The following is a 21,094-nucleotide window of genomic DNA, read 5'->3' as shown; positions in this document are numbered from 1 at the left end:
AGACCCAATTCCTTAATATTGAGCAAAATTCAAAGGAAATTTCAAAAGGGGTTCGGAATGTTTTAATTCCGAACCCCTTTTGTCTACAAACTGAAGGCGTCCAATAGGACGCCTTCTTTTTAAATCAAACCAAAACCAGTTCCTGAGGTGAAGCATCAACAATGTTCTGAACTTCCGTCCCTTCAAGCGTTTCTTTTTTCAGCAGCACCTCAACGAGCTCTTCATACTGTGGACGATTCGAATCAATCAACATTTCCGTTTCCTGAATCGCTTTGGTGAATAATTCCTGCATCTTTTCTTCCTTCTCGCCTTTATTAAAGGTGAGGGTAAATCCTTCTTGAAGCATTCCGGTATCGACCATTTGCTCAAGCAGATGTTTCGCCTGTTGTACATCTCCGCCTACACCAATGCTGTGTTCGCCTAAATACATTCTTTCCGCCACGCCACCTGCTAAAATCATTTTAACTTGATCAAGCAATTCACTTGCTGTAGATAGATGGAGTTCTTTTGGAATCGGCGCTACATATCCAAGGGCTTCCCCACGAGGAATGATGGTCGCCTTTCGAACAGAACCAGGCTTTGTCAAAGCTGCAATCAAAGCATGTCCACTTTCATGGATGGCCACGCGGCGTTTAGTATCCTCATCATTCAAGGTACGTGATGTGGCACCAAGAATCGTACGGTCAATGGCATAATCAAGATCCTGTTTACGAATCATATCATGTTCATTTCTTAGCGCATGACGTGAGGCAGTATCGAATAAAGAACTTAAGTCCGCTCCGGAGAAACCGGATGTACTTTCGGCCAATTCATCCAAGGAAGTAAGTACATCTGTTGCGAGTCGCTTTCCTTTTGTATGGATCGCAATGATTTCCTTTCTTCCCTGTGTATCTGGAAGTGGTACTTGGAAGGAGAAATCAATTCTACCAGGGCGAAGAAATGCCTCATCAAGCATATCTTTCCGGTTTGTTGCGGCAATAAATAAAATGCCTTCATTTGGATGGCCTCCATCCAATTGGACAAGCAGTTCAGTCAACGTTTTTTCGCCTTCTTCTCCGCCATGAGCTTTCCGTTTACCCGCTAATGCGTCTACTTCGTCAATGAAAATGACAGCTGGTGATTGCTTACGTGCATTTTGAAAAAGACTACGGACACGGGCTGCTCCGACACCGACAAACATTTCGTTGAAGGCTGAACCACTTGTTGAGAAGAAGTTGGCACCCAATTCTTTTGCAATTGCCTGTGCAAGAAGCGTTTTCCCAGTTCCGGGGGGGCCGTATAATAAAATGCCTTGAGGAGGCTTAATTCCAATTTTAGCTGAACGTTCTGGTTCTTTTAGAGTAGTTAGGGTTTGCAGGATTTCTTGTTTGATTTCGGTTTGCAAACCGCCTACATCCTCCAAGGTTATTTCGGGCAAAGCTCTAGGAGCAGAAATGCTTTGTTTCTTGCTGCCAATGAGTAATCCACCTTTTGATCTTTTCTGTATAATAACAATGGTTGCGACTAATGCTGCCATCAATCCACCTAAAATCCATAATGCTGACTTATTAGTTGATGAAAATGAATATTGAACATTATAAGTTTCGACTAGTTTATTGATCATTTGACTGTTGGGGGGAATATTAGAAACATATTCTCCATCTGGTGTAGTGATGTGAAGAGTACCGTTTTGTTCCTCTTCTATTGAGACAGGGGCCCCATTTTGAGCTTTAATTGTCTTTTCAACGGAAGAAAAGGGAATAACCATTTCCTTTGATTGAGTTACAACATACAAACTAATTCCACCAATTATCACAATGAAAGCCGTAATAAACGGCAGCAACTTCGAGACAAATTTAGAATTCGAGTTCAAATTTTCATCTCCTTTAAGGATATATATTCAGTATAGAATTTTTAAACTTGTAATCTATAGGTCTTTAGTCCTTAAAATTTAGGTAAATAATGTAAAGGTGCGAAAAGCCAATAACTTATGAAAATTTTTAAGGTATGAGTACTAAACTTAGACAAATCTATTTTCAACCTGCATATTAGACTTTTTAAAAATGAAATGCTAAAGTGAAATGGTCTAAGTCATGAAAAAATAAAATGGTAGAAGAGTGTGAAGTTCTATGAGTAAATTTATAAAAGACTACATGATTACAATGAAGGATATCGTAAGAGAAGGAGATCCAATTCTACGTCAGGTAACGGATGAAGTTAGCCTGCCGGTTTCAGATGAAGATCGTATTACGCTGGAGTGCATGATGCAATATTTGAAAAATAGCCAAGACCCAAAACTTCAAAAGAAATACAATTTGCGTGAAGGTGTTGGTTTGTCGGCAAATCAGATTGGCTTAAATAAACGCATGTTCGTCATGTATTTTCCGGATGAAAAAGGGAAGCTGATTGAATATGCCCTTGTGAATCCGAAAATTATCAGCCATTCAGCTACGATGATTTATTTACCGCAAAGTGAAGGATGTCTTTCTGTTGACCGTGATATAAAAGGCTATGTACCACGTTATGAACGAGTTAAAATTATAGCATTGGATAGCAAAGGTGAGAAAATCGAGATGCGGCTGAAGGGCTTTGCTGCTATCGTGTTTCAACATGAGCTAGATCATTTAAACGGGATGATGTTTTATGACCGCATCAATACAGAGAACCCTTTCAAGCTTCCGGAAAATGTAGAAGTGAAAAGCTTGTAATACCAGAAAGGCAAAGCGCCAATGCTTTGCCTTTTTTACATGTTTAAGATTATAGAAGTATTCTCCCTGCTATATGCTTTTGTAAATCACTGAATATGGCCATACTCATTTGTTGATATCCTTCGGAAGTGAGGTGGATGCCATCATCGCTAATTAAGTGGTTCAAGTCGCCAGCGGATTTAATGTAGGAACGCACATCAATCAGTGGTACCTTAAGTTCTTCTGCGAGGTTTTTCAACTGGCGGTTATACATTCCATGCCAATGTTCAATTCCGCCGACTTGGGAAACAAAATGCCCGATTGAAGGCCCGAACCTTTCAGCAATAGAACGATAATACCTAGCTGGATCTAGTGGTGGGAGGGTTAAAAGAAAAGGTGTGACATGCTTGTCCTGAACCTGTTTTACAAGTTGAGTAATATTTTCTAGGTACCGTTCGATGGGAACAATAGGCTCATGATCACCTTCTGGATTTTTGGCGACTTCATCCCAATGGAAGTTACAGTCGTTTCCACCAACTTCTATTAATACGATATCTGGATTTTCTGACATGACATCTTTATCGATCCGGCTAACTAGCAGGTCGGAGTTGTCATTGAAAACCCCTTTATTCAATACTTCAACGAATGGCAACGATTCTGTGAGCTTTGCTAAAGAGTTCGGATAATTGTCTTTAATAATGCGAAGCCGACCTTTAACATAAGAAATGCCTCTGGTTAAACTATCCCCAAAACATACAATCTTCAAATTTCTCACCTCGGTATGTGACTGTGTTACTTATTATTTTAGTAGTAGAATAGTTTTTCAGCAAACTTTACTTTCTATTCATATAGAAGATAGGAATTTTATTGAAATAGTACCCGCTTTTCCTTAATAAAAACTTAAAAAAGCGCTGGAAGCCCAGCACTTTTTAAGTCTATTGTAATGATTCCTCTTTTGGAGGCGTTTCTACTCTTGTTTTTCCCATAAAGAAAACCGTGATTGCAGCAAGCCCTATTGGGATGAGGGCCAAAGTGAATATTAAGGAAATTGAATCAGACATTGCATGAACAATTTTATCTAGGATAAAGTCGGGAATCTGGGCACGTGCATCTGATTGGAAGAGCTGACGAGGGTCCTCCATTAGTACAGATGTGTCCGGTCCTCCCTGCATTCCTTTAAATGCGTCTGTCATTTTACTTGTGAATACATTATTCTGTATCGCTCCATAAATCGTAACACCGAGTGTCATCCCAAAAGAACGTAGGAATGAGTTTGTAGAGTTGGCCGATCCGCGAAATCTCGGTTCCAAATTATGAATCGAAGCAATAGGCAAAAGAGAGAAAGAAAAGCCCATGCCGAATCCAGTCAGAATCATGTAACCTGTTAGTAAAGTTCTGCTGGTATCAGGGGTAATTGTCCCTAACAGAAGCATTCCTGCGAAATAGCAGACGACAGAAATCGTCATCAAGTTACGGAAGCTGGTCTTTGTATTAAATATCCCACCGATTGCACTACCAACGACGGAACCAAGCATCATAGGAGTTAGGATTAACCCGGCATTAGTTGCAGATCCCCCGTAAACAGCTTGGACGAAAATTGGTATATAGACAGTTAAAATAATAAATGTACCGCCATATAGGATGGCTAAGATTTGAGAGGTTGCAAACAGCCGTCTTTTAAATAGCCATAATGAAATGATTGGATCTTTTGCTCTTTTTTCGAAAAAGAAAAAAGAAATGAAGAATACTACAAAGCTAGCAAACAGAACTATGATAGGAAATGAATCCCAACCATACTCTCCGCCTAGTTCGAGGGCAAACATTAAGCTTATAACGGCAATAACGAGTGTTGCTGCCCCACCCCAATCAATTTTTTGTTCTTGGGTGTTGGCTGACTCTTTGTAATATCGCATGATGAAAAATAAAGAAATGATTCCAATTGGAACATTGACATAGAAAATCCAGTTCCAGCTAGAATACTCTGTAATATAAGCACCTAAAAGCGGGCCCAATACACTTGAAGCCCCAAACACAGCGCCGAAAAGGCCAGTTAGCTTTCCTCGTTTCTCAGGTGGGAAAATATCGAATATGATAGTGAAAGCAATTGGCATTAAAGCGCCACCGCCAATCCCCTGGATTGCCCGAAAAATACTTAACTGGACTATGCTTTGAGCCATACCACATAATGCAGAGCCGATTAGAAAGACTACGAGGCCAAAAATAAAAAACCTCTTCCGTCCATACATATCGGAAAGCTTACCGAAAATTGGCATGCTTGCCATCGTGGCGACCATATAAGCGGATGTCACCCAGACAAACTTATCGAAACCGCCTAAATCTGAAACGATTGTTCCCATGGCAGTCGCAACAATCGTATTATCCATTGCTGACATCAAGATACCTAATAATAAACCGGCAACAATGAATTTTTGGTTTTTTTGTTCTTTCATTTATTTTCCTCCTTAGTGCGTAGTAACATTTATTTCATAATTTTATTTACATAAATGAATGATAACAATTAAGATAAAATAAAATCATTTATCTTGATTTTCAAGATAAATTTAAGTGTAAAAGGGGTGTCATTTTATGTCAAGCGGTAATGAGGTGAATGTAGAACTGTTAGAGAGTCTAACACATAGCCTGCAAAGGTACGGAATGAGGTCGGTTTTATTTCAACAAAATATGGCCCATAAAATAGGGGTTACCCATACGGACTTAAAGACTGCTGAGATATTGAAAGAAAAAGGACCGATAACCGCTGGTGAACTATCTAAAATGACCGGATTGAGCACAGGTTCAGTTACGGCGTTGATCGATCGTCTTGAAAATTCAGGCTATGTAAAAAGAGAACGAGATCGAAAAGATGGAAGACGAGTAATGATTGTCCCAATGCCCGCAAGACAAGAACAGATCAAATCGCATTATCAATCACTCTCTACGGCTACCAAAAAACTATGTTCCACTTATAATGAGCAGGAGCTTACATTTATCCTTCAATTTGTAGAGGGTATCTCAGAAATTATGGACAAGGAAAATGACAAGTTATTGAGTGAACGGGAAGGGTGGCTAAAATAAAGGCTACCCTTTTTAGAAATATGAGGAGAGTGAAACTGGCGTTTTTCCTTTTTAAAAGAAAGAAAAATGTTGTAAGCATAACAAATTTTCCTACAACATAAGAAAAATGTCGCGCTTTCAACAAAATTTATATTGATAATGATTTTCATTGTCTGCTAATATGAATCTAGAATTCATTTAAAAGGGAGATTCCTATATGAAGAAAACAAAGGCATCATTAGCAGTCTTATTATCTACCAGCCTACTATTTGGCTGTTCACAGGAAAAGGAAGAAGCAAAGCCGGCAGACAAGAATGCCGAAGAAACGAGTGCAAGTGCAATTGCGTTAGATGATGTATCTAGCGAGTATAGGGAATATGCGATTGGCGAAATAGAAGAGTTTGTAAAAGCGACTGAAGAGTTTACGACAGCTGTAAAGTCTGGTGATATTGAAAAGGCGAAGGAAGTATACGCACCGGCCCGCATGCATTATGAGAGAGCTGAACCAATTGCAGAAGTATTTGGCGATCTTGATCCCAAAATTGATGCGCGTAAAGGGGACGTTAAAGATGAAGAGTGGAGCGGTTATCACCGGATTGAGATGGGGTTATGGGAAGAAAACACAACGAAAGGTTATGAAGAGTATGCAGATCAATTAATGAGTGATGTTAATTTACTTCGTGCCAAAGCTGAAACTGTTGAGGTCACACCGGATTTATTAATCACAGGTGCGGTTGATTTATTAAATGAAATTTCTACCAGTAAGGTAACTGGAGAAGAGGACCGATACTCTCATACAGATTTATATGACTTTGTTGCAAATGTTGAAGGTGCCGAAAAAATCTACGAACTTCTTACACCAGCTCTTAAAGAAAAAGACGCAAAGCTTACAACGGAAATCCAACAACGTTTTGACGATGTATACAGCTTGCTTGAGAAGCATAAAGAAGGAGATGGCTACATCTCTTATACGGATTTAAAAGAATCTGAAGTTAAAGAGTTAAGCCAAGCAATTGATGCATTAGCTGAACCACTTTCGCAAATAGGAATTGTAACGGAGGAATCATAATTGAAAGAAAATATGCCGAATGACGAAACCTCACTTTTTACTAAAAAAGTAAGTCGTCGCAATATGTTGAAAACAGCAGGAGTCGGTGGGGTCGGAGTCGTGATAGGAGCATCTGGATTTGGTGGGCTTTTGAATCTATCTGATTCGCAGGCAAAGGGACAAACTAATGATATTGTTCCATTTTATGGGTCACATCAAGCAGGCATTACTACTGAAGCTCAGGATAACCTTTATTTTGCGGCACTGGAAGTTACGACTGATAATAAGTCCGACTTAATCCAGCTATTTAAGGACTGGACAGAAGCAGCGGCTCAGATGACAGCGGGAAAATTGGTAGGTGAAGCTTCTCTAAATGCTAGTATGCCTCCCAAAGATACTGGGGAAGCAAAAGAATTGTCACCTTCGAATTTGACGATTACTTTTGGAGTGGGTCCTACCCTATTTACGAAGAATGGTAAAGATCGGTTTGGTTTGAAATCGAAAAAGCCTGCTGAATTAAAGGATCTGCCCAAATTCCCTTTAGATGCGTTAGAAGATTCTTGGAGCGGTGGCGATATTTGTATTCAAGCATGTGCAGATGATCTTCAGGTTGCTTTTCATGCCGTTAGGAACTTAGTGAGAATCGGGAGAGGGAAAACGATTATTCATTGGGCCCAAACAGGTTTCCAACGTACTAAACAAGCCGATTCTCAAAAAACGACACCGCGTAACTTATTCGGGTTTAAGGACGGAACTGCCAATCCGGATACGAAGAAAAGTAGTGAAATGAATGATCATGTTTGGGTAAAGGCTGGGGATGGTCCAGACTGGCTTGTTGGCGGCAGTTATATGGTTGTACGCCGAATTCAGATGTACATTGAAGTATGGGACCGTACTATATTGAAAGAGCAGGAAAATACATTTGGCCGTCACCGTGACAGTGGAGCTCCATTAGGGATGAAGAATGAATTTGATAGTGTTGATTTAGAAGCTAAAGATCAAAACGGAAATCGGATTATTCCAGAAGATTCGCATATGAGTCTATCCAGGGGGGACGGAAAAGCAAAGATTCTGCGGCGTCCTTATTCATATGCGGATGGAATGGATCCTAAAACAGGAAGCTTGAACGCTGGCCTTCTGTTCATTTGTTATCAACGCAACCCAAGTAAACAATTTGTTCCTATACAGGAACGCCTTGCGAAAAATGATAAGCTGAATGAATATATCATTCACCGAGGTAGTGCTGTATTTGCTTGTTTGCCAGGTGTGAAAAAGGGTGGCTATATCGGAGAATCCCTTTTTAGGTAATTGAATTTTAAAAGATAGACGAGAAAATCGCCAGCATGGATGCGTATCCGGGTTGGCGATTTTAGTTCATAAATAAGGAGGGTACCAGTATGACTGTTTCTAAATGGAAAAGTGGGATATTGGTTTTAATAGTCAGTCTTTTATTTATTTCATCTTCAGTACGAGTTGTTTCGGCAGGTGAAAATCATGATCAGCTTTTTGTCTATATTGGCGATAGTTTAATGAAGACAAAATCCGGCGACCTTGACGCAGTTTCGGATAATATAGCTTTATTTGAAAAAGATTGGAAAATGATAAAAACGGACAGTGAAGTTGCGAAGAAAGTTGATAAGCAACTATTGGCTGTAAAAAGTGCTGTGAAGAACCAAGCAGACGCTGATGAAATTAAAAAGCAATTATCGGCTTTATCAAGTACTCTTATTACATATGATACAGAGGAAAATCCAGTAGATAAGACGGTCTATACAGACCGGTTACAAGCGTTAATCCCATTAATAGATGAGTTGGATGCAACAATAGCTGAAGGTGACTTTGTTCAAGCTAAGAGTCAATATACAAACCTACGGAATCATTGGATTGACGCAGAGGTTGTTGTTCGGGAGGAAAGTGTTGCTTCATACGGTAAGATTGAAACGTATATGGCCTTTGTGCGGATAGCCATTACCCAGGACCCACCTGATTCGGAAAAAGCCAAAACGAATCTTTCTGAATTAAAAGGTTTACTGGAGGATTTTCTTGCTGGTAAGGTTAAAGAAGAAGACCAGAAGGTGACTTATTCACTTGGAGATGTTACACAACTCTTACAAGGAAGCATAACCGATATTGAAAAAAATGATATCGATTCAGCAATTGATCAGTTGAATGAAATTTTAACAATTTGGCCTAATGTCGAAGGGGAAGTTTCAACAAGAGACAGCAAGTTGTACAGTGATATGGAAACAAAAGTTCCGACCGCAATCAGCTTGTTACAATCGAAAAAGATAAAAGCAGAGGAAGCGAAGGATATCGTTTCGGATTTAAACACCCGGTTGCTACCCTTGATTGATGATACGAGCTATACAACATGGGATGCTGCTTTGATTCTTTTACGGGAGGGGCTAGAAGCACTCTTGATTGTAGCGACATTATTGTCTTTTCTAAAGAAAATTGGACAAGCGGACAAACAAAAATGGATTTGGACAGGGGTCGGTGCTGGATTAGCCGCGAGTACCATCTTTGCGGTCATCATCAATATTGTTTTCTCTCAAATTACGGCTGCGTCAAGCCGTGAGTACATTGAGGGAATCACTGGGATAGTGGCAGTATTGATGATGTTGACAATTGGCCTTTGGCTCCATAGTAAATCGAATATCCATGCATGGAACCGTTATATTGGCAAGCGAATGGACCAAGCCATTGCTACAGGTAGTATCGTCTCGTTTGCTTTAATTAGCTTTTTATCCATTTTCCGTGAAGGTGCGGAGACAATTATCTTTTATGCAGGTATGGCGCCGTATATGGAATTGAAGCAGCTATTAAGCGGGATTGCAATTGCCTTCCTCATATTAGTAGTGATTGGTTTTATCATGCTACGTTACAGCGTGAAACTACCGATTACCCTATTCTTTAAAGCAGCAACGATACTCATCTATGTTTTGGCATTTAAGATTCTTGGGGTCTCTATTCATTCACTTCAAGTTTCACAAGTTCTGCAGACACATACGATTACTTCCTTCCCGTTTGTAGAATGGATAGGACTTTATCCGACAGTAGAAACGTTACTGCCGCAAGCTGTATTAATTCTGTTGATCTTACTGGCTACCTATTGGGTTAAAAAAAATAATTCTGTACATGCATCCGAATAAAAAAGGGACTGACGAATGTGAACTGCACCCCAATTGTTAGACAACATCTAACAATTGGAGGTGCAGTTTTTTTGACTAAATATACGATAGACGAAAAATCACATGCAGTTTTAGAGTACTTGGAAGGGGAAAAATCCTATAAATCCATTGCACAAGAATTATCTTCAAGAATTTGAAAGCTTGGAGCATTTCAAACAAGAACTAGAAGAATATATCCATTACTACAATCATCAAAGAATCAAGGTAAAATTAAAAGGCATGAGCCCGGTAGATTATCGGGTTCATGCCCTCAAGACTGCCTAATTAAATAAAGTGTCTAACTTTTTGGGTTCACTTCAAATGTCAGTCCTCTTTTGTAAGTATCTAGCGCAGAGATCGGCGATAGAAATATTGTTTCCATTGATAGAGGATAAAGCAACCAATGCAGAATCCAAGGATGGCTATGAAAGAAGCAAGCCCGACCATCACCGTAAAAATATATCCTGAAACGGTCCAACCAAGCAAGAAAGAAATTAATCCAAGTCCCAAGCAAACGACTGCAATAACTTGGTTGAATTGCTGTTGGGAATGATCTTCCGGAATATAATCAGAAGGCTTCTTTTTCAAGAAGAGCTTTGCAAGCCTCATAATCGGATTGAAATTAAAGATAAGCCCTAAAAGTCCTGCTGTTAACGGAATCGCTAATATCCATATTTGGCCGGTTAGTAAGGCAGTCACCACGCTTGAAAATATGACCCATTGATTCGTGCGTACTAAGGGACGGGGAATAGAACGAATTTCACTCGTCATTTTAATACCAACCTCCCTGATGAGTTTTATTATATTTTATCTTTACTATAGCTACTTGTGAAGTGGGAATGATAACAAAGTCTATAAAACCAAAATTCAACCTTTTTATTTATAATAATTTTAATTTAGTATTGATTATTATTGTTAAAACAGTATAATATAATATATAACAATTAGTTAAAGTAGGAGGACGGTAAAATGGTAACAAAAGTCTGTCAAACATGCGGTACACCAATAAAAAAACTAAAACATTCTTCGATATGCCAATGCGGTCCTAAAATATTGAGCAATCAATTTTCAGCTAAAACAAAAAAATAGACTTCATAAAATAGAATGATAATTTAAACCGATTATTTTCAATAATCGGTTCAGACTGTAGACAAACTCGATGAAAATCGAGTTTGTCTACAGTTTTTTTATGGCTTGTACAATTTGAACGTTGATTGGAACGTAGGGCACTCGCTTTCCGCGGGCGGTCCGGGAGCCTCCTCGGCTTGCGTCTGCGGGGTCTTCCCCTAGACGCGCTTTTCCCGCAGGAGTCTCGCACACCCGTTCCAATCAACTTTGTTATAAAATTTAGATAGAACCTCTTTTGCCTACAGTCTTTTTTGTTTTCTTATGGAATGTAAAGAGGTGTAACTCATAAAAAAATATCTTTTTATCCAATATTAAATATTTTTATTTTGAGTAAAAATAATGTACGATTAGAGAATAGAATTTAATGTCAGGGTGGAACAAAAGACAATGTATTAGCTTGTCTAAACCATCACGTGACGGTTGGGAGGGGTTATATTGGGAACGAGACGTTGAAAATTGGCGAGTTGGCGGAAATGGCGAATGTTACGAAGAGAACTGTTGATTACTATACAAACATGGGCCTGCTAAAAGCAGAACGTTCCGCCTCTAACTACCGTTATTATTCAGTCAGGGAACTTGAACGGCTTCACCGTATTGAGGAGTGTAAAAGAAAAAACCTTTCATTAGAAGATATAAAGGAACTATTTAACCAGGACAAGGAAGTGTCATCTGCCATTGAGGAAACAGGACTTCAACTGAAAAGTAAACTGGATGGCTTGAATGAGGAACTGCGGGAAGTAATCAGGCTGATTGAAAAGGACGAAAAAAATGAACTTCTTCTAAAAAAACAGATTTCTCACGAAAGCATTGCCTTAATCCAATCATTATTAGTGTTGTTAGTATAATCCAGATTTATTCTCGATAGTTTACTGTACAAAGGTGCATATTAATAAAGGACATCTTCACAAAATGGTTGGGATGCGGCATTCATGTTAAAATTCAGTTTGTTTTTGAAATGGACATTAACCATTTACACAGGAGGTGCTTGGGATTAAACCGTGTTTGCCTATTCCTTGGTATTATCAGGGTAGGGTATATACATGGTAAACCCGCACATATTGGAGATTTTTATAAAATTATTAACAGTAGCTGTATTAATAGCATTAACGGCATTTTTTGTTGCCTCAGAATTTGCAATCGTAAAAGTCAGAAGTTCTCGCATTAATCAATTGATCGAAGAAGGACATAGAAATGCACTTGCAGCCAAGAAAGTAACCACACATATTGATGAGTACCTATCTGCTTGTCAATTGGGGATTACAGTAACCGCATTAGGTTTAGGGGTGCTGGGTGAACCGACGGTAGAGGCAATATTTAAACCATTGTTTTTAAGATGGGGATTAGATGAATCCGTAAGTCATATTATCTCTTTCGTGATCGCGTTTGGATCTGTCACATTCCTTCACGTTGTAGTCGGGGAACTAGCACCAAAAACAGTTGCGATTCAAAAGGCTGAGGAAGTAACATTAATGTTTTCAAAGCCATTAATTTTGTTTTATCGTATTTTGTACCCGTTTATTTGGTTATTGAATGGTTCTGCTCGTGTTCTTACAGGCATGTTCGGCTTAAAGCCTGCTTCTGAATCTGAAATGGCTCACTCAGAAGAAGAATTGCGCATTATTTTATCAGAAAGCTATAAAAGCGGTGAGATTAATCAATCAGAATATAAATATGTAAACCAAATTTTTGAATTTGATGAGCGTATTGCCAATGAGATTATGGTTCCTCGTACGGAAATGACCGTAATTGAAAAAGGGATGCCCTTATTGGAAGTTGTTGAACTCATTCAAGAAGAGCAATACACCCGTTATCCTGTTATAGACGGTGATAAAGATAATGTAGTGGGTATGGTCAATATCAAGCGTCTTTATACAGCAACAATTACAGAAGAAAATGTTTCAGAATTGACAGTTGATTCATTTGTAACACCAATTATTCGTGTTCTTGAAACAATCGCTATTCATGATTTACTACTGAAAATGCAGAAGGAACGGATTCATATGGCCGTTTTAACTGATGAATATGGCGGTACTGCAGGTCTTGTTACGGTTGAAGACATTCTCGAAGAAATCGTCGGAGAAATACGAGATGAATTTGACCAGGACGAACGGCCGCTTATTCAAAAAATTGATGACGGACATTATGTTTTTGATGCAAAAACGTTGATCGAAGATGTGAATGATACCCTTGCAATAGAATTGCCAGAAGAAGATATAGATACATTGGGCGGATGGGTCCTAACAGGGCGATTTGAAATTGCAGTCGGCGATAGAATAGAATATGCTGGCTTTGAATTTACCGTCAAAGAAATGGATGGCCATCATGTCTTATACGTTGAAGTAAAGAAAATTTAATAATCATGTTCATATAAAAACCGAAAGCAAAAGCTTTCGGTTTTTATAATTTACTAAATAATGAACTGATAAACGAGTAAGCTTCGAACACGGTGCTTTGATTTCTTTAAAAAGGTAGACTACTACCCAAATGGAACAGGAATTCATGAAAAATAACGCTGTAGACCACAATTTATACTATGGAAATGTTAAAATGAAGAGTGAGTCATTAAATCTATCTTTATATAAACATACTTGGAAATCCTTCAGAGGAATACGGATGATAGTAATAAAATTTATCTTTGCAATGACATTTTTTTCTGGCTGATTATTATAAATAAGTAAAGAAGGTAGGCGAAAAAATGGGTTTTAAGAGGAAGCAAATGTTAGGGTTCGGTTTAATCTTGCTTTTTTTGGCTATATTACTTTCTTTCATGGTGTTTACGCTTAACAATTTAAAAAGCAGTATGACCGAAATAGTTGAAGAACGCTATTCTAAAGTTCAATCTTCGATGGAAATTCGTCAGTTGTTTTCAAGATCAGACCGTGAAATTTTATTTGCAGCTAATGATGCCAATAAAGAAGAAAGAGCTGATAGTCTAGAAATTATAAACGAGAATCATAGTTTGATTGAATCACAAATTGCTGAATTATCAGGTACGTTAAATAAAGTAAAAGCAAAGCAATTATTGAAAGAGTTTGAAACTCAATATACATCATACTCCATAACAGAGGCTGAGATTATTCAAAATATACAAGAGGGAAGTTCTTCCGAAAATATTGCCAGGCTTATGAGAGATCAGAGGGAAAAGCGGACAAAAGTTATTAGTACGATGGATGACTTTAAAGATTATCAAGAAGACATTATGAATAAAACATTAAGTAATTCGAAACAAACCTATGAAGATATGATTAGTTTCATAATCTTCGCTATTATTCTTAGCATTTTAGTTATTTCAGTAACGGTGGTTTGGATGATTCGCAGCACATCAAAAGATTTGCAATCCATTACGAGAGTCATCAAAAATATTGATTTTAAAAACTTATCGGTAGTACCAAGAATTCCAGTTCGAACAAAAGATGAAATTGGTGATATCGCTCGATCCTTCAATGATATGGCAGAATCGCTTGAAGCCTATAATCAAAAGGAGAAAGATTTCACTGAAAAAATCAGTGAACAGAACTGGATTCAGACTCGTGTTGCGGATATCGCTACCATGTATCAGCGTATTGTTGATGTGGAGGTTCTTGCTGATAGATTCATTACAAGGCTTGCGCCGATGATGGGAGCGTCCATTGGGGCGTTTTACGTCAGGCGAGGTAAGGGAAAAGATATGCGTTTTGTAAAGCTTTCCAGCTTTGCAGGAGATGGTGAGGATGCAGGCAGACGTGAATTCCGATTGGGTGAAGGTTTGATTGGCCAATGCGCCCAAGAAGGAAAATCGGAATTCATTGAAAATATTCCAGAAGACTTCCATTTGGTTACAACAGGGCTAGGGGAAGTCAATCCTAAAAGTATTGTTATTGCACCGGTCGTATTTGAGGATGAAGTTGTAGCAATGGTTGAATTGGCAAGTTTGGAGACCTTTACGAAGTTGCAAACAAGTTTCTTAACCCGTGTGTTGGATACTCTAGGCATCACGATCAATAATGTAGAAGGTCGGATGGAAATAGAGCGTTTATTGAAAGAATCACAGGCACAGACCGAAGAGTTGCAGGCTCAATCAGAAGAATTACAATCTCAGTCAGAGGAAATGCAGGCCCAATCAGAGGAATTGCAAACACAGGCTGAAGAGTTGCGGATGATTAACGAACATTTAGAAGAGAGAAATCGCGAAACCGAAGATAAATCGAAAGAGCTTCAAGTCGCAAAATTAAATCTTGAAAAACAAGCAGAAGAATTAAAGTTAAGTTCAAAATACAAATCGGAGTTCATGGCTAATATGTCTCATGAATTGCGGACGCCGCTTAACAGTATTTTGATTTTATCTGAAATGCTTTCTGATCCTAATGATAGTAAATTAAATGAAGAGCAGCAGGAATTTGCTCGTGTTATTAACTCATCGGGCCAAGATTTATTAACATTGATTAATGATATTCTGGATTTATCAAAAGTTGAAGTTGGAAAACTTGAAGTTGTCTTTGATGAAATGAATATGAGTGAGCTGCCTGAGCTATTGCACCGTAACTTTGATCATGTAGCGAAGAAAAAGAACATCGACTTTATAATCGATAAAGATAAAAATGTGCCGGACATTTTCTTTACGGATGAACAGCGTTTCCAGCAAATCTTGAAAAACTTATTGTCCAATGCATTTAAATTCACGGAAAAAGGTTCTGTGTCTGTCCAAATTAAAAAAGCAGCTGAAGAAAATGTCGCACAGTGGATTCAAACAAAAGGCGCAAGCAATTGGATTGAAATTAATGTGACCGATACTGGTATTGGAATTTCCAAAGAAAAGCAAAAACTAATCTTTGAGGCGTTCCAGCAAGGCGACGGAGCTACTATGAGGAAATACGGTGGTACAGGACTGGGGCTTTCCATATGCCGTGAATTTGCGAAGCTGCTAGGAGGCTGGGTCATTGTAGATAGTAAAGAAGGTCAGGGTAGTACATTTACCTTCTTTATTCCAAGCATGCCAGAGGGCTTCAAAAATGTTGGAGAAGCAATAGCTGCTTCTCCTGAAGTGGCAGCAGCTACCCATGAAGCAATTGATTCTTTTGTAGAGCAGGATGAACAGGATGTCGTAATATTCGATGGAGATGGCAAGAAAAACGTTAATCCATTCTGCAATAAAACCGTACTAGTCGTCGATGATGACCACCGTAATATCTTTGCACTAAAAAATGCCCTGAAACATGAGGGGATGGAAATACTTACGGCAGAAAATGGCTATGAATGTTTGGAGCTCCTTGAAAAAGGGAATAATATAGATGCAATATTAATGGATATTATGATGCCGGGCATGGATGGTTATGAAACGATGACTAGAATTCGCAAGCAGAATAAGTTCGAGAATCTTCCAATCATCGCGTTAACAGCTAAAGCGATGAAAGGCGATAGGGAAAAATGCCTGAAAGCTGGCGCGTCCGACTATGTCAGTAAGCCATTAAAATTAGATCAGTTGCTATCAGTTCTTCGTGTGTGGCTGACTAATTAATTGATAGTACCGGTAAGGAAGGTTTTTCATGAAGGATACATTAACGGTTGAGGAACGAGAAGATATAGAAATTGAATTATTATTACAAGCCATTTATTCCGTCTCAGGCTTCGATTTTCGGAAATATATGCGTTCTTCTATAAAGCGGAGAGTTGAAAATCGGATGAGGCTGGACCATATTCGTAGGATAAGTGGAATGATTGAAATGGTTTTATATGAAAAAGGGTATGTCGAGAAACTTCTGAATGATTTTTCGATAAACGTTACTGAAATGTTTCGTGACCCGGATTTCTTTAAAGCTTTTCGGTTGAAAATTGTACCGCTTTTACAACAGCTTCCGGAAATTAGAGTTTGGCATGCGGGTTGTTCAACTGGTGAAGAAGCCTTCTCAATGGCCATCCTTCTTAAGGAAGAGGGGCTTTATGAAAAGGCGAAAATTTATGCAACTGATATGAATGAAGGGGTCCTCCGTCATGCGGAAAAAGGGATACTTCCGCTAAATAGAATGCAGTCTTATACAAAAAACTATCTGCAGGCTGGCGGAAAACAGGAATTTTCGGAGTATTATACGACGGATTATCAAAATGCCTATCTTAATTCTAGCCTTCTTAAAAACATAGTGTTTTTCCAGCATAATTTGGTCACTGATGGTTCCTTCAATGAATTTCATATCATTATGTGCCGAAATGTGATGATTTACTTTACCGGTGAATTACAAACCTATGTAAACCAACTGTTTTATGACAGCCTTAGTAAAGAAGGCTTTCTTGCAGTTGGTAGTAAGGAAACACTTCATACATCTTCCTTTTCGGAAGATTATGAGGACTTTGATTCAAAGGAACGAATTTATCGGAAATTATAAGAAGGGGAGTTCGCATATATAGCGGACTCTTCTTTTTCATTAGGGGAAACTAGTAATATGTTTTCATTCTGTTTTTGGGTGATACAAAAAGTTCTTATAATATGTTTAGAGTGTCATAGTAATGGGTATATATAATGAACTAGTCTGCAAATGTGATGATAAAGTGGTTTATTATTATTAAAAGAGACTGAGCTTCGATATAATAAAATGGAAAATACCCTATAGGGAACCACCATAAAGAAACTCATTCACTTAATAAAGATAAAAACTTGCCGCTCGATATAAGCCAAAAGGGGAATAAAAGAATGACGATTTTAATCGTAGATGATAACCAGGTTAACCTTTTCGTTATAGAGAAAATTCTAAAGAGGGCTGGCTATACGGATTTTCTATCATTAACTTCTGCTGTGGAGATGTTTGAATATTTACAGGTGGATAGTCTGAAACCAAAAGAGCCTTCTGTTGATATCATTCTGCTTGACATTATGATGCCTGAAATCGATGGGATAGAGGCGTGCAGGAGACTTCAAAATATTCCACACCTTAAAGATATACCCGTGATTTTTGTGACCGCACTTGAAGATTCAAGCAAGGTTGCCGAGGCACTTGATGTGGGCGGTATTGATTATATAATGAAGCCTATTAATAAAATTGACTTGCTGGCCCGGATTCGTGTGGGATTAAGGCTTAAATATGAAAAAGATTGGCATAAAATGCAGGATGAAAAAATTCGTAATGAATTAGATCTCTCGATGCAGGTTCAAAGCAGTCTCTTAAGTGAGCCCATTCACAATGACCACTTAACTATCAAAGCCTCATACTTACCTGCAAATAAATTAGCGGGAGACATGTACTATTGGCATCGCATTGATGAAAATCGATATGGAATCATTCTGCTTGATATGATGGGACATGGAATATCCGCTTCACTTGTCTGTATGTTTATCTCCTCTGTTTTGAGGGATGCGATTCGGACACATACAGATCCTGTGGCAGTCATAAACGAAATGAATCACTGGATGAGTGTCCTTAATAAAGAAGATAACCAAGTGCACTATTATTTTACAGCGATCTATTTGATTATTGATACCGAGCAAAAAACAGTGGAATATGTTAACGCTGGACATCCTCCCGGCTTCGCACTAATGGATGATGGAAAAGTAGCTTCTCTTAAAAAAGGGACATGTCCTGTGGGATTCTTCACTGAGATGAATATAGAGAAATCAATCATTCATTATGAAGACAGAATTCAACTTCTGTTATTTACAGATGGAGTCATGGAGGCTATCGATCGGGATGGCACCGAAGGGCTGAATAAAATACAAGAAGCGGTCTCGACGAGTTGGTTTGATACCAAAGAAACCGCCCCTATTGATTTAGTTATGCCCCCTGAAATGCAACAAGATCAGCCAGATGATATGTGTGTTGTTGTAATTCAAGCTAATTGAAAAAGGAAGAGGCTGCGGTTTATACCTGCAGCCTCTTCTGTATATAAGGGGGTGTTGGGTGAGTTCTTATCCGTTAGAAATTATGAATATTCTTAAATAGGTTTTACTGAATACAGTATTCTGCGATTTCAATTTGCTAATTAACGTTTATTTTTCAATTTACTGATATCATCTTGGAGATTGCCTTTTAATTTATCAAATTTACCTTCTTCTTGTAAGTGAGGATCATTTTTCGCGTTACCGACCTGGTCTTTCGTTTCGCCTTTTACTTTATTGACTGTACTTTTTACTTTGTCTGATAAACCGCTCATTATGCTGCCTCCTTTTTCTTTATATACTATATATACCCGTGTAGTGGATGGGTAAACCAATCTATATAAAGAAGAGTCATTTATGAAGCGATTGTTATCTTTTTACTGTAGGTTTGAATGAATAGATAAGACTGTTCAATGATATGATCCTTATCATAATCAAGCGAAGCAACATGATAGGAGTTTTCAAGAGCGATTAATTCCTTATCAAGGGACGTTACAGTATCGTAAATTTGATTGGAACATTGGGCTGGTACAACGTGATCTTCTGGAGAATGAAAAAGAAGTATCGGGCAGCTAATGTTCTCGAGTTGTTGACTTGTATGTTCCATAATATCAAGCAACTGATTAATTGCTTTTGAGGGAACTTGGTCATAAGTGATTTCTGTAGCGGTATCGTCTTTTACGTCAGGTTCACCCTCAGGAATAAAACGAGGAACCAATTGGTTACGATAGTTTTCATACTCAGGCACTTGAAGTGCGGCGTTAATAGTGAGGATTCCTTCACAAGGTACTTTTGCCGCTAAATCTAAAACAAGGGCACCGCCCATTGATTGTCCTATTGCAAAAACATGTGTGCAGGTTTGTTTTAGCTTTGCATAGGCATTCTCGACATCCTGTACCCAATCTTGATAATGGCTCGTTTCCATATCCATCTCATTGGTTCCATGACCCTTCAAACGTGGGGCATAGACTGTATAGCCTTTGGCAGCAAAGTTATCACCTAAATACCTTACACTTTGTGGTGTTCCATTAAAGCCATGGCAAATGAGGATTCCGATAGAATTGCCAGGGAGGAAAAAAGATTCTGCACCTGGTATTACCTTTGCTGCTGTCATATCTCCATCTCCTTTAAATTATAATCTATTAAAAAGGGGGTTATTTATTATCTTCTGTCTTTCTATGCATTATTAACTATTCCGATTATATTACTTGGGTATATAATATCATAACAATATTTAGAAAGTCAACTTGGTTATTTTTCTTGTTCATTACATCAAGAAGGTACTTAATGACAGGAAAAAATAGGGCTGCAAAGAGCCCTATTTTCAATTAAAAATTATATTTTGTTTTTGTGTGATTTATAGAATCTGTTATGGAAGTGAAATCTTCAGTTTTAATAGCGTTCGTTTAGCCTTAGTTCTTGGAGGTGAAGATTTCTCAGCAAATCATCTGCGAAATCACAAAAATATAAATGAAGTATTCATCAAATGTGAAACCATAAACATTGATAAATCAATAAGTGCATACTTAGTAATTGAAGCGAGTAATCTAAAAGATTGGCCTTTGAATAATACAGCAAACATATTTTTCATTAGCTTTCCGAATAAAATCAACTGCTAAAATAACATATACTTGTGGAAGATATACATGACGCCACAACCTAAACTTAACAAAGAAATCTAGCGTGGTCTCAATAATAAATACAACTCCTTCTATATAATAATATGTTTACTAAAATACCAATCGAAGAGGTTGTTAAAATATCTAACAAAATAAAAACTATAAAAATAGGAATAACCGTTGACTTTCATGTGGAATAGGATTAATATAAATAAGCACCAAGTGCGACAAACAAAAAAACATCCACTTTTGGTAGATTACTAAAAGAAATAATAACTATTGACTTCTTATTATGAAAGTGTTAAGATGAAATGGTCGCTGAAAAACACAGCGATTTAAAATAAGTTAAAAACTTCGCAGAAGTTGACAACTAATCAATAGTGTGTTATGATGAATAAACAAGTTGTTCGAAAGAACGACGATAAAATTGCTCTTTGAAAACTGAACAAAACAAAGCGCCAACGTAAATTTTTAAAGTGAGCACACACTATCAAAAAGCAAAATGAGCAAGTCAAACATTTCTTCGGAGAGTTTGATCCTGGCTCAGGACGAACGCTGGCGGCGTGCCT

16 protein-coding genes and 1 pseudogene are annotated in these 21,094 nt (G+C 38.1%); 11 read left to right on the top strand and 6 right to left on the bottom strand.

Annotated features, from left to right (window positions below; genetic code table 11):
• Positions 1–124: 124 nt before the first annotated feature.
• Positions 125–1,852, bottom strand: coding sequence for an AAA family ATPase (locus tag ACQKMR_RS26135; protein WP_427699888.1), 1,728 nt, complete (start codon positions 1,850–1,852; stop codon positions 125–127).
• A 256-nt stretch (positions 1,853–2,108) separates the two neighbouring features.
• Here ACQKMR_RS26135 and def point away from each other — a divergent pair, with 256 nt between their 5' ends.
• Complete coding sequence (gene def, locus ACQKMR_RS26130; RefSeq protein ID WP_427699887.1) at positions 2,109–2,687, top strand: peptide deformylase; 579 nt, start codon at positions 2,109–2,111, stop codon at positions 2,685–2,687.
• Positions 2,688–2,736: 49 nt separating this feature from the next.
• Here the strand turns inward: def and ACQKMR_RS26125 are convergent, their stop codons facing one another.
• Together ACQKMR_RS26125 and ACQKMR_RS26120 are read right to left on the bottom strand one after the other, a co-directional pair.
• A complete protein-coding gene (locus tag ACQKMR_RS26125; protein ID WP_427699886.1) occupies positions 2,737–3,432 on the bottom strand; it encodes an SGNH/GDSL hydrolase family protein in 696 nt (231 codons plus the stop codon).
• Positions 3,433–3,601: 169 nt separating this feature from the next.
• Positions 3,602–5,116, bottom strand: coding sequence for an MDR family MFS transporter (locus ACQKMR_RS26120; RefSeq protein ID WP_427699885.1), 1,515 nt, complete (start codon positions 5,114–5,116; stop codon positions 3,602–3,604).
• A gap of 136 nt (positions 5,117–5,252) precedes the next feature.
• Between ACQKMR_RS26120 and ACQKMR_RS26115 the strand changes: the two genes are divergently transcribed.
• From ACQKMR_RS26115 to ACQKMR_RS26095, 5 genes and pseudogenes are all read left to right on the top strand, one after another.
• Complete coding sequence (locus ACQKMR_RS26115) at positions 5,253–5,741, top strand: MarR family winged helix-turn-helix transcriptional regulator (protein ID WP_427699884.1); 489 nt, start codon at positions 5,253–5,255, stop codon at positions 5,739–5,741.
• Between the two features lie 196 nt (positions 5,742–5,937).
• The gene (gene efeO / locus ACQKMR_RS26110; RefSeq protein ID WP_427699883.1) at positions 5,938–6,789 is read left to right on the top strand and encodes an iron uptake system protein EfeO; all 852 of its coding nucleotides are present in this window, start codon (positions 5,938–5,940) and stop codon (positions 6,787–6,789) included.
• A 12-nt stretch (positions 6,790–6,801) separates the two neighbouring features.
• Positions 6,802–8,076: an iron uptake transporter deferrochelatase/peroxidase subunit gene (gene efeB, locus ACQKMR_RS26105; protein ID WP_427699889.1), complete on the top strand. Its 1,275-nt coding sequence runs from the start codon at positions 6,802–6,804 to the stop codon at positions 8,074–8,076.
• Between the two features lie 89 nt (positions 8,077–8,165).
• A complete protein-coding gene (locus ACQKMR_RS26100) occupies positions 8,166–9,920 on the top strand; it encodes an FTR1 family protein (RefSeq protein ID WP_427699882.1) in 1,755 nt (584 codons plus the stop codon).
• Between the two features lie 159 nt (positions 9,921–10,079).
• Positions 10,080–10,223 (top strand): annotated as a pseudogene (locus tag ACQKMR_RS26095) (IS3 family transposase); the annotation flags it as partial.
• Positions 10,224–10,283: 60 nt separating this feature from the next.
• Here the strand turns inward: ACQKMR_RS26095 and ACQKMR_RS26090 are convergent.
• On the bottom strand, positions 10,284–10,709 hold the full coding sequence (locus tag ACQKMR_RS26090; RefSeq protein WP_427699881.1) for a DUF4395 domain-containing protein: 426 nt from the start codon (positions 10,707–10,709) through the stop codon (positions 10,284–10,286).
• Between the two features lie 806 nt (positions 10,710–11,515).
• Between ACQKMR_RS26090 and ACQKMR_RS26085 the strand changes: the two genes are divergently transcribed.
• From ACQKMR_RS26085 to ACQKMR_RS26065, 5 genes are all read left to right on the top strand, one after another.
• Positions 11,516–11,911, top strand: a complete 396-nt coding sequence (locus ACQKMR_RS26085; protein ID WP_427699880.1) for a MerR family transcriptional regulator — start codon at positions 11,516–11,518, stop codon at positions 11,909–11,911.
• A gap of 195 nt (positions 11,912–12,106) precedes the next feature.
• The gene (locus ACQKMR_RS26080) at positions 12,107–13,420 is read left to right on the top strand and encodes a hemolysin family protein (protein ID WP_427699879.1); all 1,314 of its coding nucleotides are present in this window, start codon (positions 12,107–12,109) and stop codon (positions 13,418–13,420) included.
• A gap of 341 nt (positions 13,421–13,761) precedes the next feature.
• Positions 13,762–16,560 carry a response regulator gene (locus ACQKMR_RS26075; protein ID WP_427699878.1) on the top strand — a complete coding sequence of 933 codons (2,799 nt, stop codon included), beginning with the start codon at positions 13,762–13,764 and terminating at the stop codon, positions 16,558–16,560.
• A gap of 28 nt (positions 16,561–16,588) precedes the next feature.
• Entirely contained in the window at positions 16,589–17,422 is an 834-nt protein-coding gene (locus ACQKMR_RS26070) for a CheR family methyltransferase (RefSeq protein ID WP_427699877.1), read from the top strand.
• A 305-nt stretch (positions 17,423–17,727) separates the two neighbouring features.
• A complete protein-coding gene (locus ACQKMR_RS26065) occupies positions 17,728–18,870 on the top strand; it encodes a SpoIIE family protein phosphatase (RefSeq protein WP_427699876.1) in 1,143 nt (380 codons plus the stop codon).
• Between the two features lie 140 nt (positions 18,871–19,010).
• On the opposite strand, the gene ACQKMR_RS26060 is transcribed toward ACQKMR_RS26065, so the two are convergent.
• Positions 19,011–19,181: a CsbD family protein gene (locus ACQKMR_RS26060; RefSeq protein WP_427699875.1), complete on the bottom strand. Its 171-nt coding sequence runs from the start codon at positions 19,179–19,181 to the stop codon at positions 19,011–19,013.
• Between the two features lie 80 nt (positions 19,182–19,261).
• On the bottom strand, positions 19,262–20,020 hold the full coding sequence (locus ACQKMR_RS26055) for an alpha/beta hydrolase (protein ID WP_427699874.1): 759 nt from the start codon (positions 20,018–20,020) through the stop codon (positions 19,262–19,264).
• Positions 20,021–21,094: the final 1,074 nt, after the last annotated feature.

It is taken from the genome of Peribacillus sp. NPDC096540 (assembly GCF_050278525.1).
In the GTDB taxonomy this organism is placed as follows: Bacteria; Bacillota; Bacilli; order Bacillales; family DSM-1321; genus Peribacillus.
This window is presented reverse-complemented; position numbering and strand designations above follow the sequence as displayed.

Excerpts from the sequence above, each read along its gene's own strand:
- def (WP_427699887.1), top strand. The coding sequence starts at position 2,109 with ATGAGTAAATTTATAAAAGACTACATGATTACAATGAAGGATATCGTA.
- ACQKMR_RS26120 (WP_427699885.1), bottom strand. The coding sequence starts at position 5,116 with ATGAAAGAACAAAAAAACCAAAAATTCATTGTTGCCGGTTTATTATTA.
- ACQKMR_RS26115 (WP_427699884.1), top strand. The coding sequence starts at position 5,253 with ATGTCAAGCGGTAATGAGGTGAATGTAGAACTGTTAGAGAGTCTAACA.
- efeO (WP_427699883.1), top strand. The coding sequence starts at position 5,938 with ATGAAGAAAACAAAGGCATCATTAGCAGTCTTATTATCTACCAGCCTA.
- efeB (WP_427699889.1), top strand. The coding sequence starts at position 6,802 with ATGCCGAATGACGAAACCTCACTTTTTACTAAAAAAGTAAGTCGTCGC.
- ACQKMR_RS26100 (WP_427699882.1), top strand. The coding sequence starts at position 8,166 with ATGACTGTTTCTAAATGGAAAAGTGGGATATTGGTTTTAATAGTCAGT.
- ACQKMR_RS26090 (WP_427699881.1), bottom strand. The coding sequence starts at position 10,709 with ATGACGAGTGAAATTCGTTCTATTCCCCGTCCCTTAGTACGCACGAAT.
- ACQKMR_RS26080 (WP_427699879.1), top strand. The coding sequence starts at position 12,107 with ATGGTAAACCCGCACATATTGGAGATTTTTATAAAATTATTAACAGTA.
- ACQKMR_RS26075 (WP_427699878.1), top strand. The coding sequence starts at position 13,762 with ATGGGTTTTAAGAGGAAGCAAATGTTAGGGTTCGGTTTAATCTTGCTT.
- ACQKMR_RS26070 (WP_427699877.1), top strand. The coding sequence starts at position 16,589 with ATGAAGGATACATTAACGGTTGAGGAACGAGAAGATATAGAAATTGAA.
- ACQKMR_RS26065 (WP_427699876.1), top strand. The coding sequence starts at position 17,728 with ATGACGATTTTAATCGTAGATGATAACCAGGTTAACCTTTTCGTTATA.
- ACQKMR_RS26060 (WP_427699875.1), bottom strand. The coding sequence starts at position 19,181 with ATGAGCGGTTTATCAGACAAAGTAAAAAGTACAGTCAATAAAGTAAAA.
- ACQKMR_RS26055 (WP_427699874.1), bottom strand. The coding sequence starts at position 20,020 with ATGACAGCAGCAAAGGTAATACCAGGTGCAGAATCTTTTTTCCTCCCT.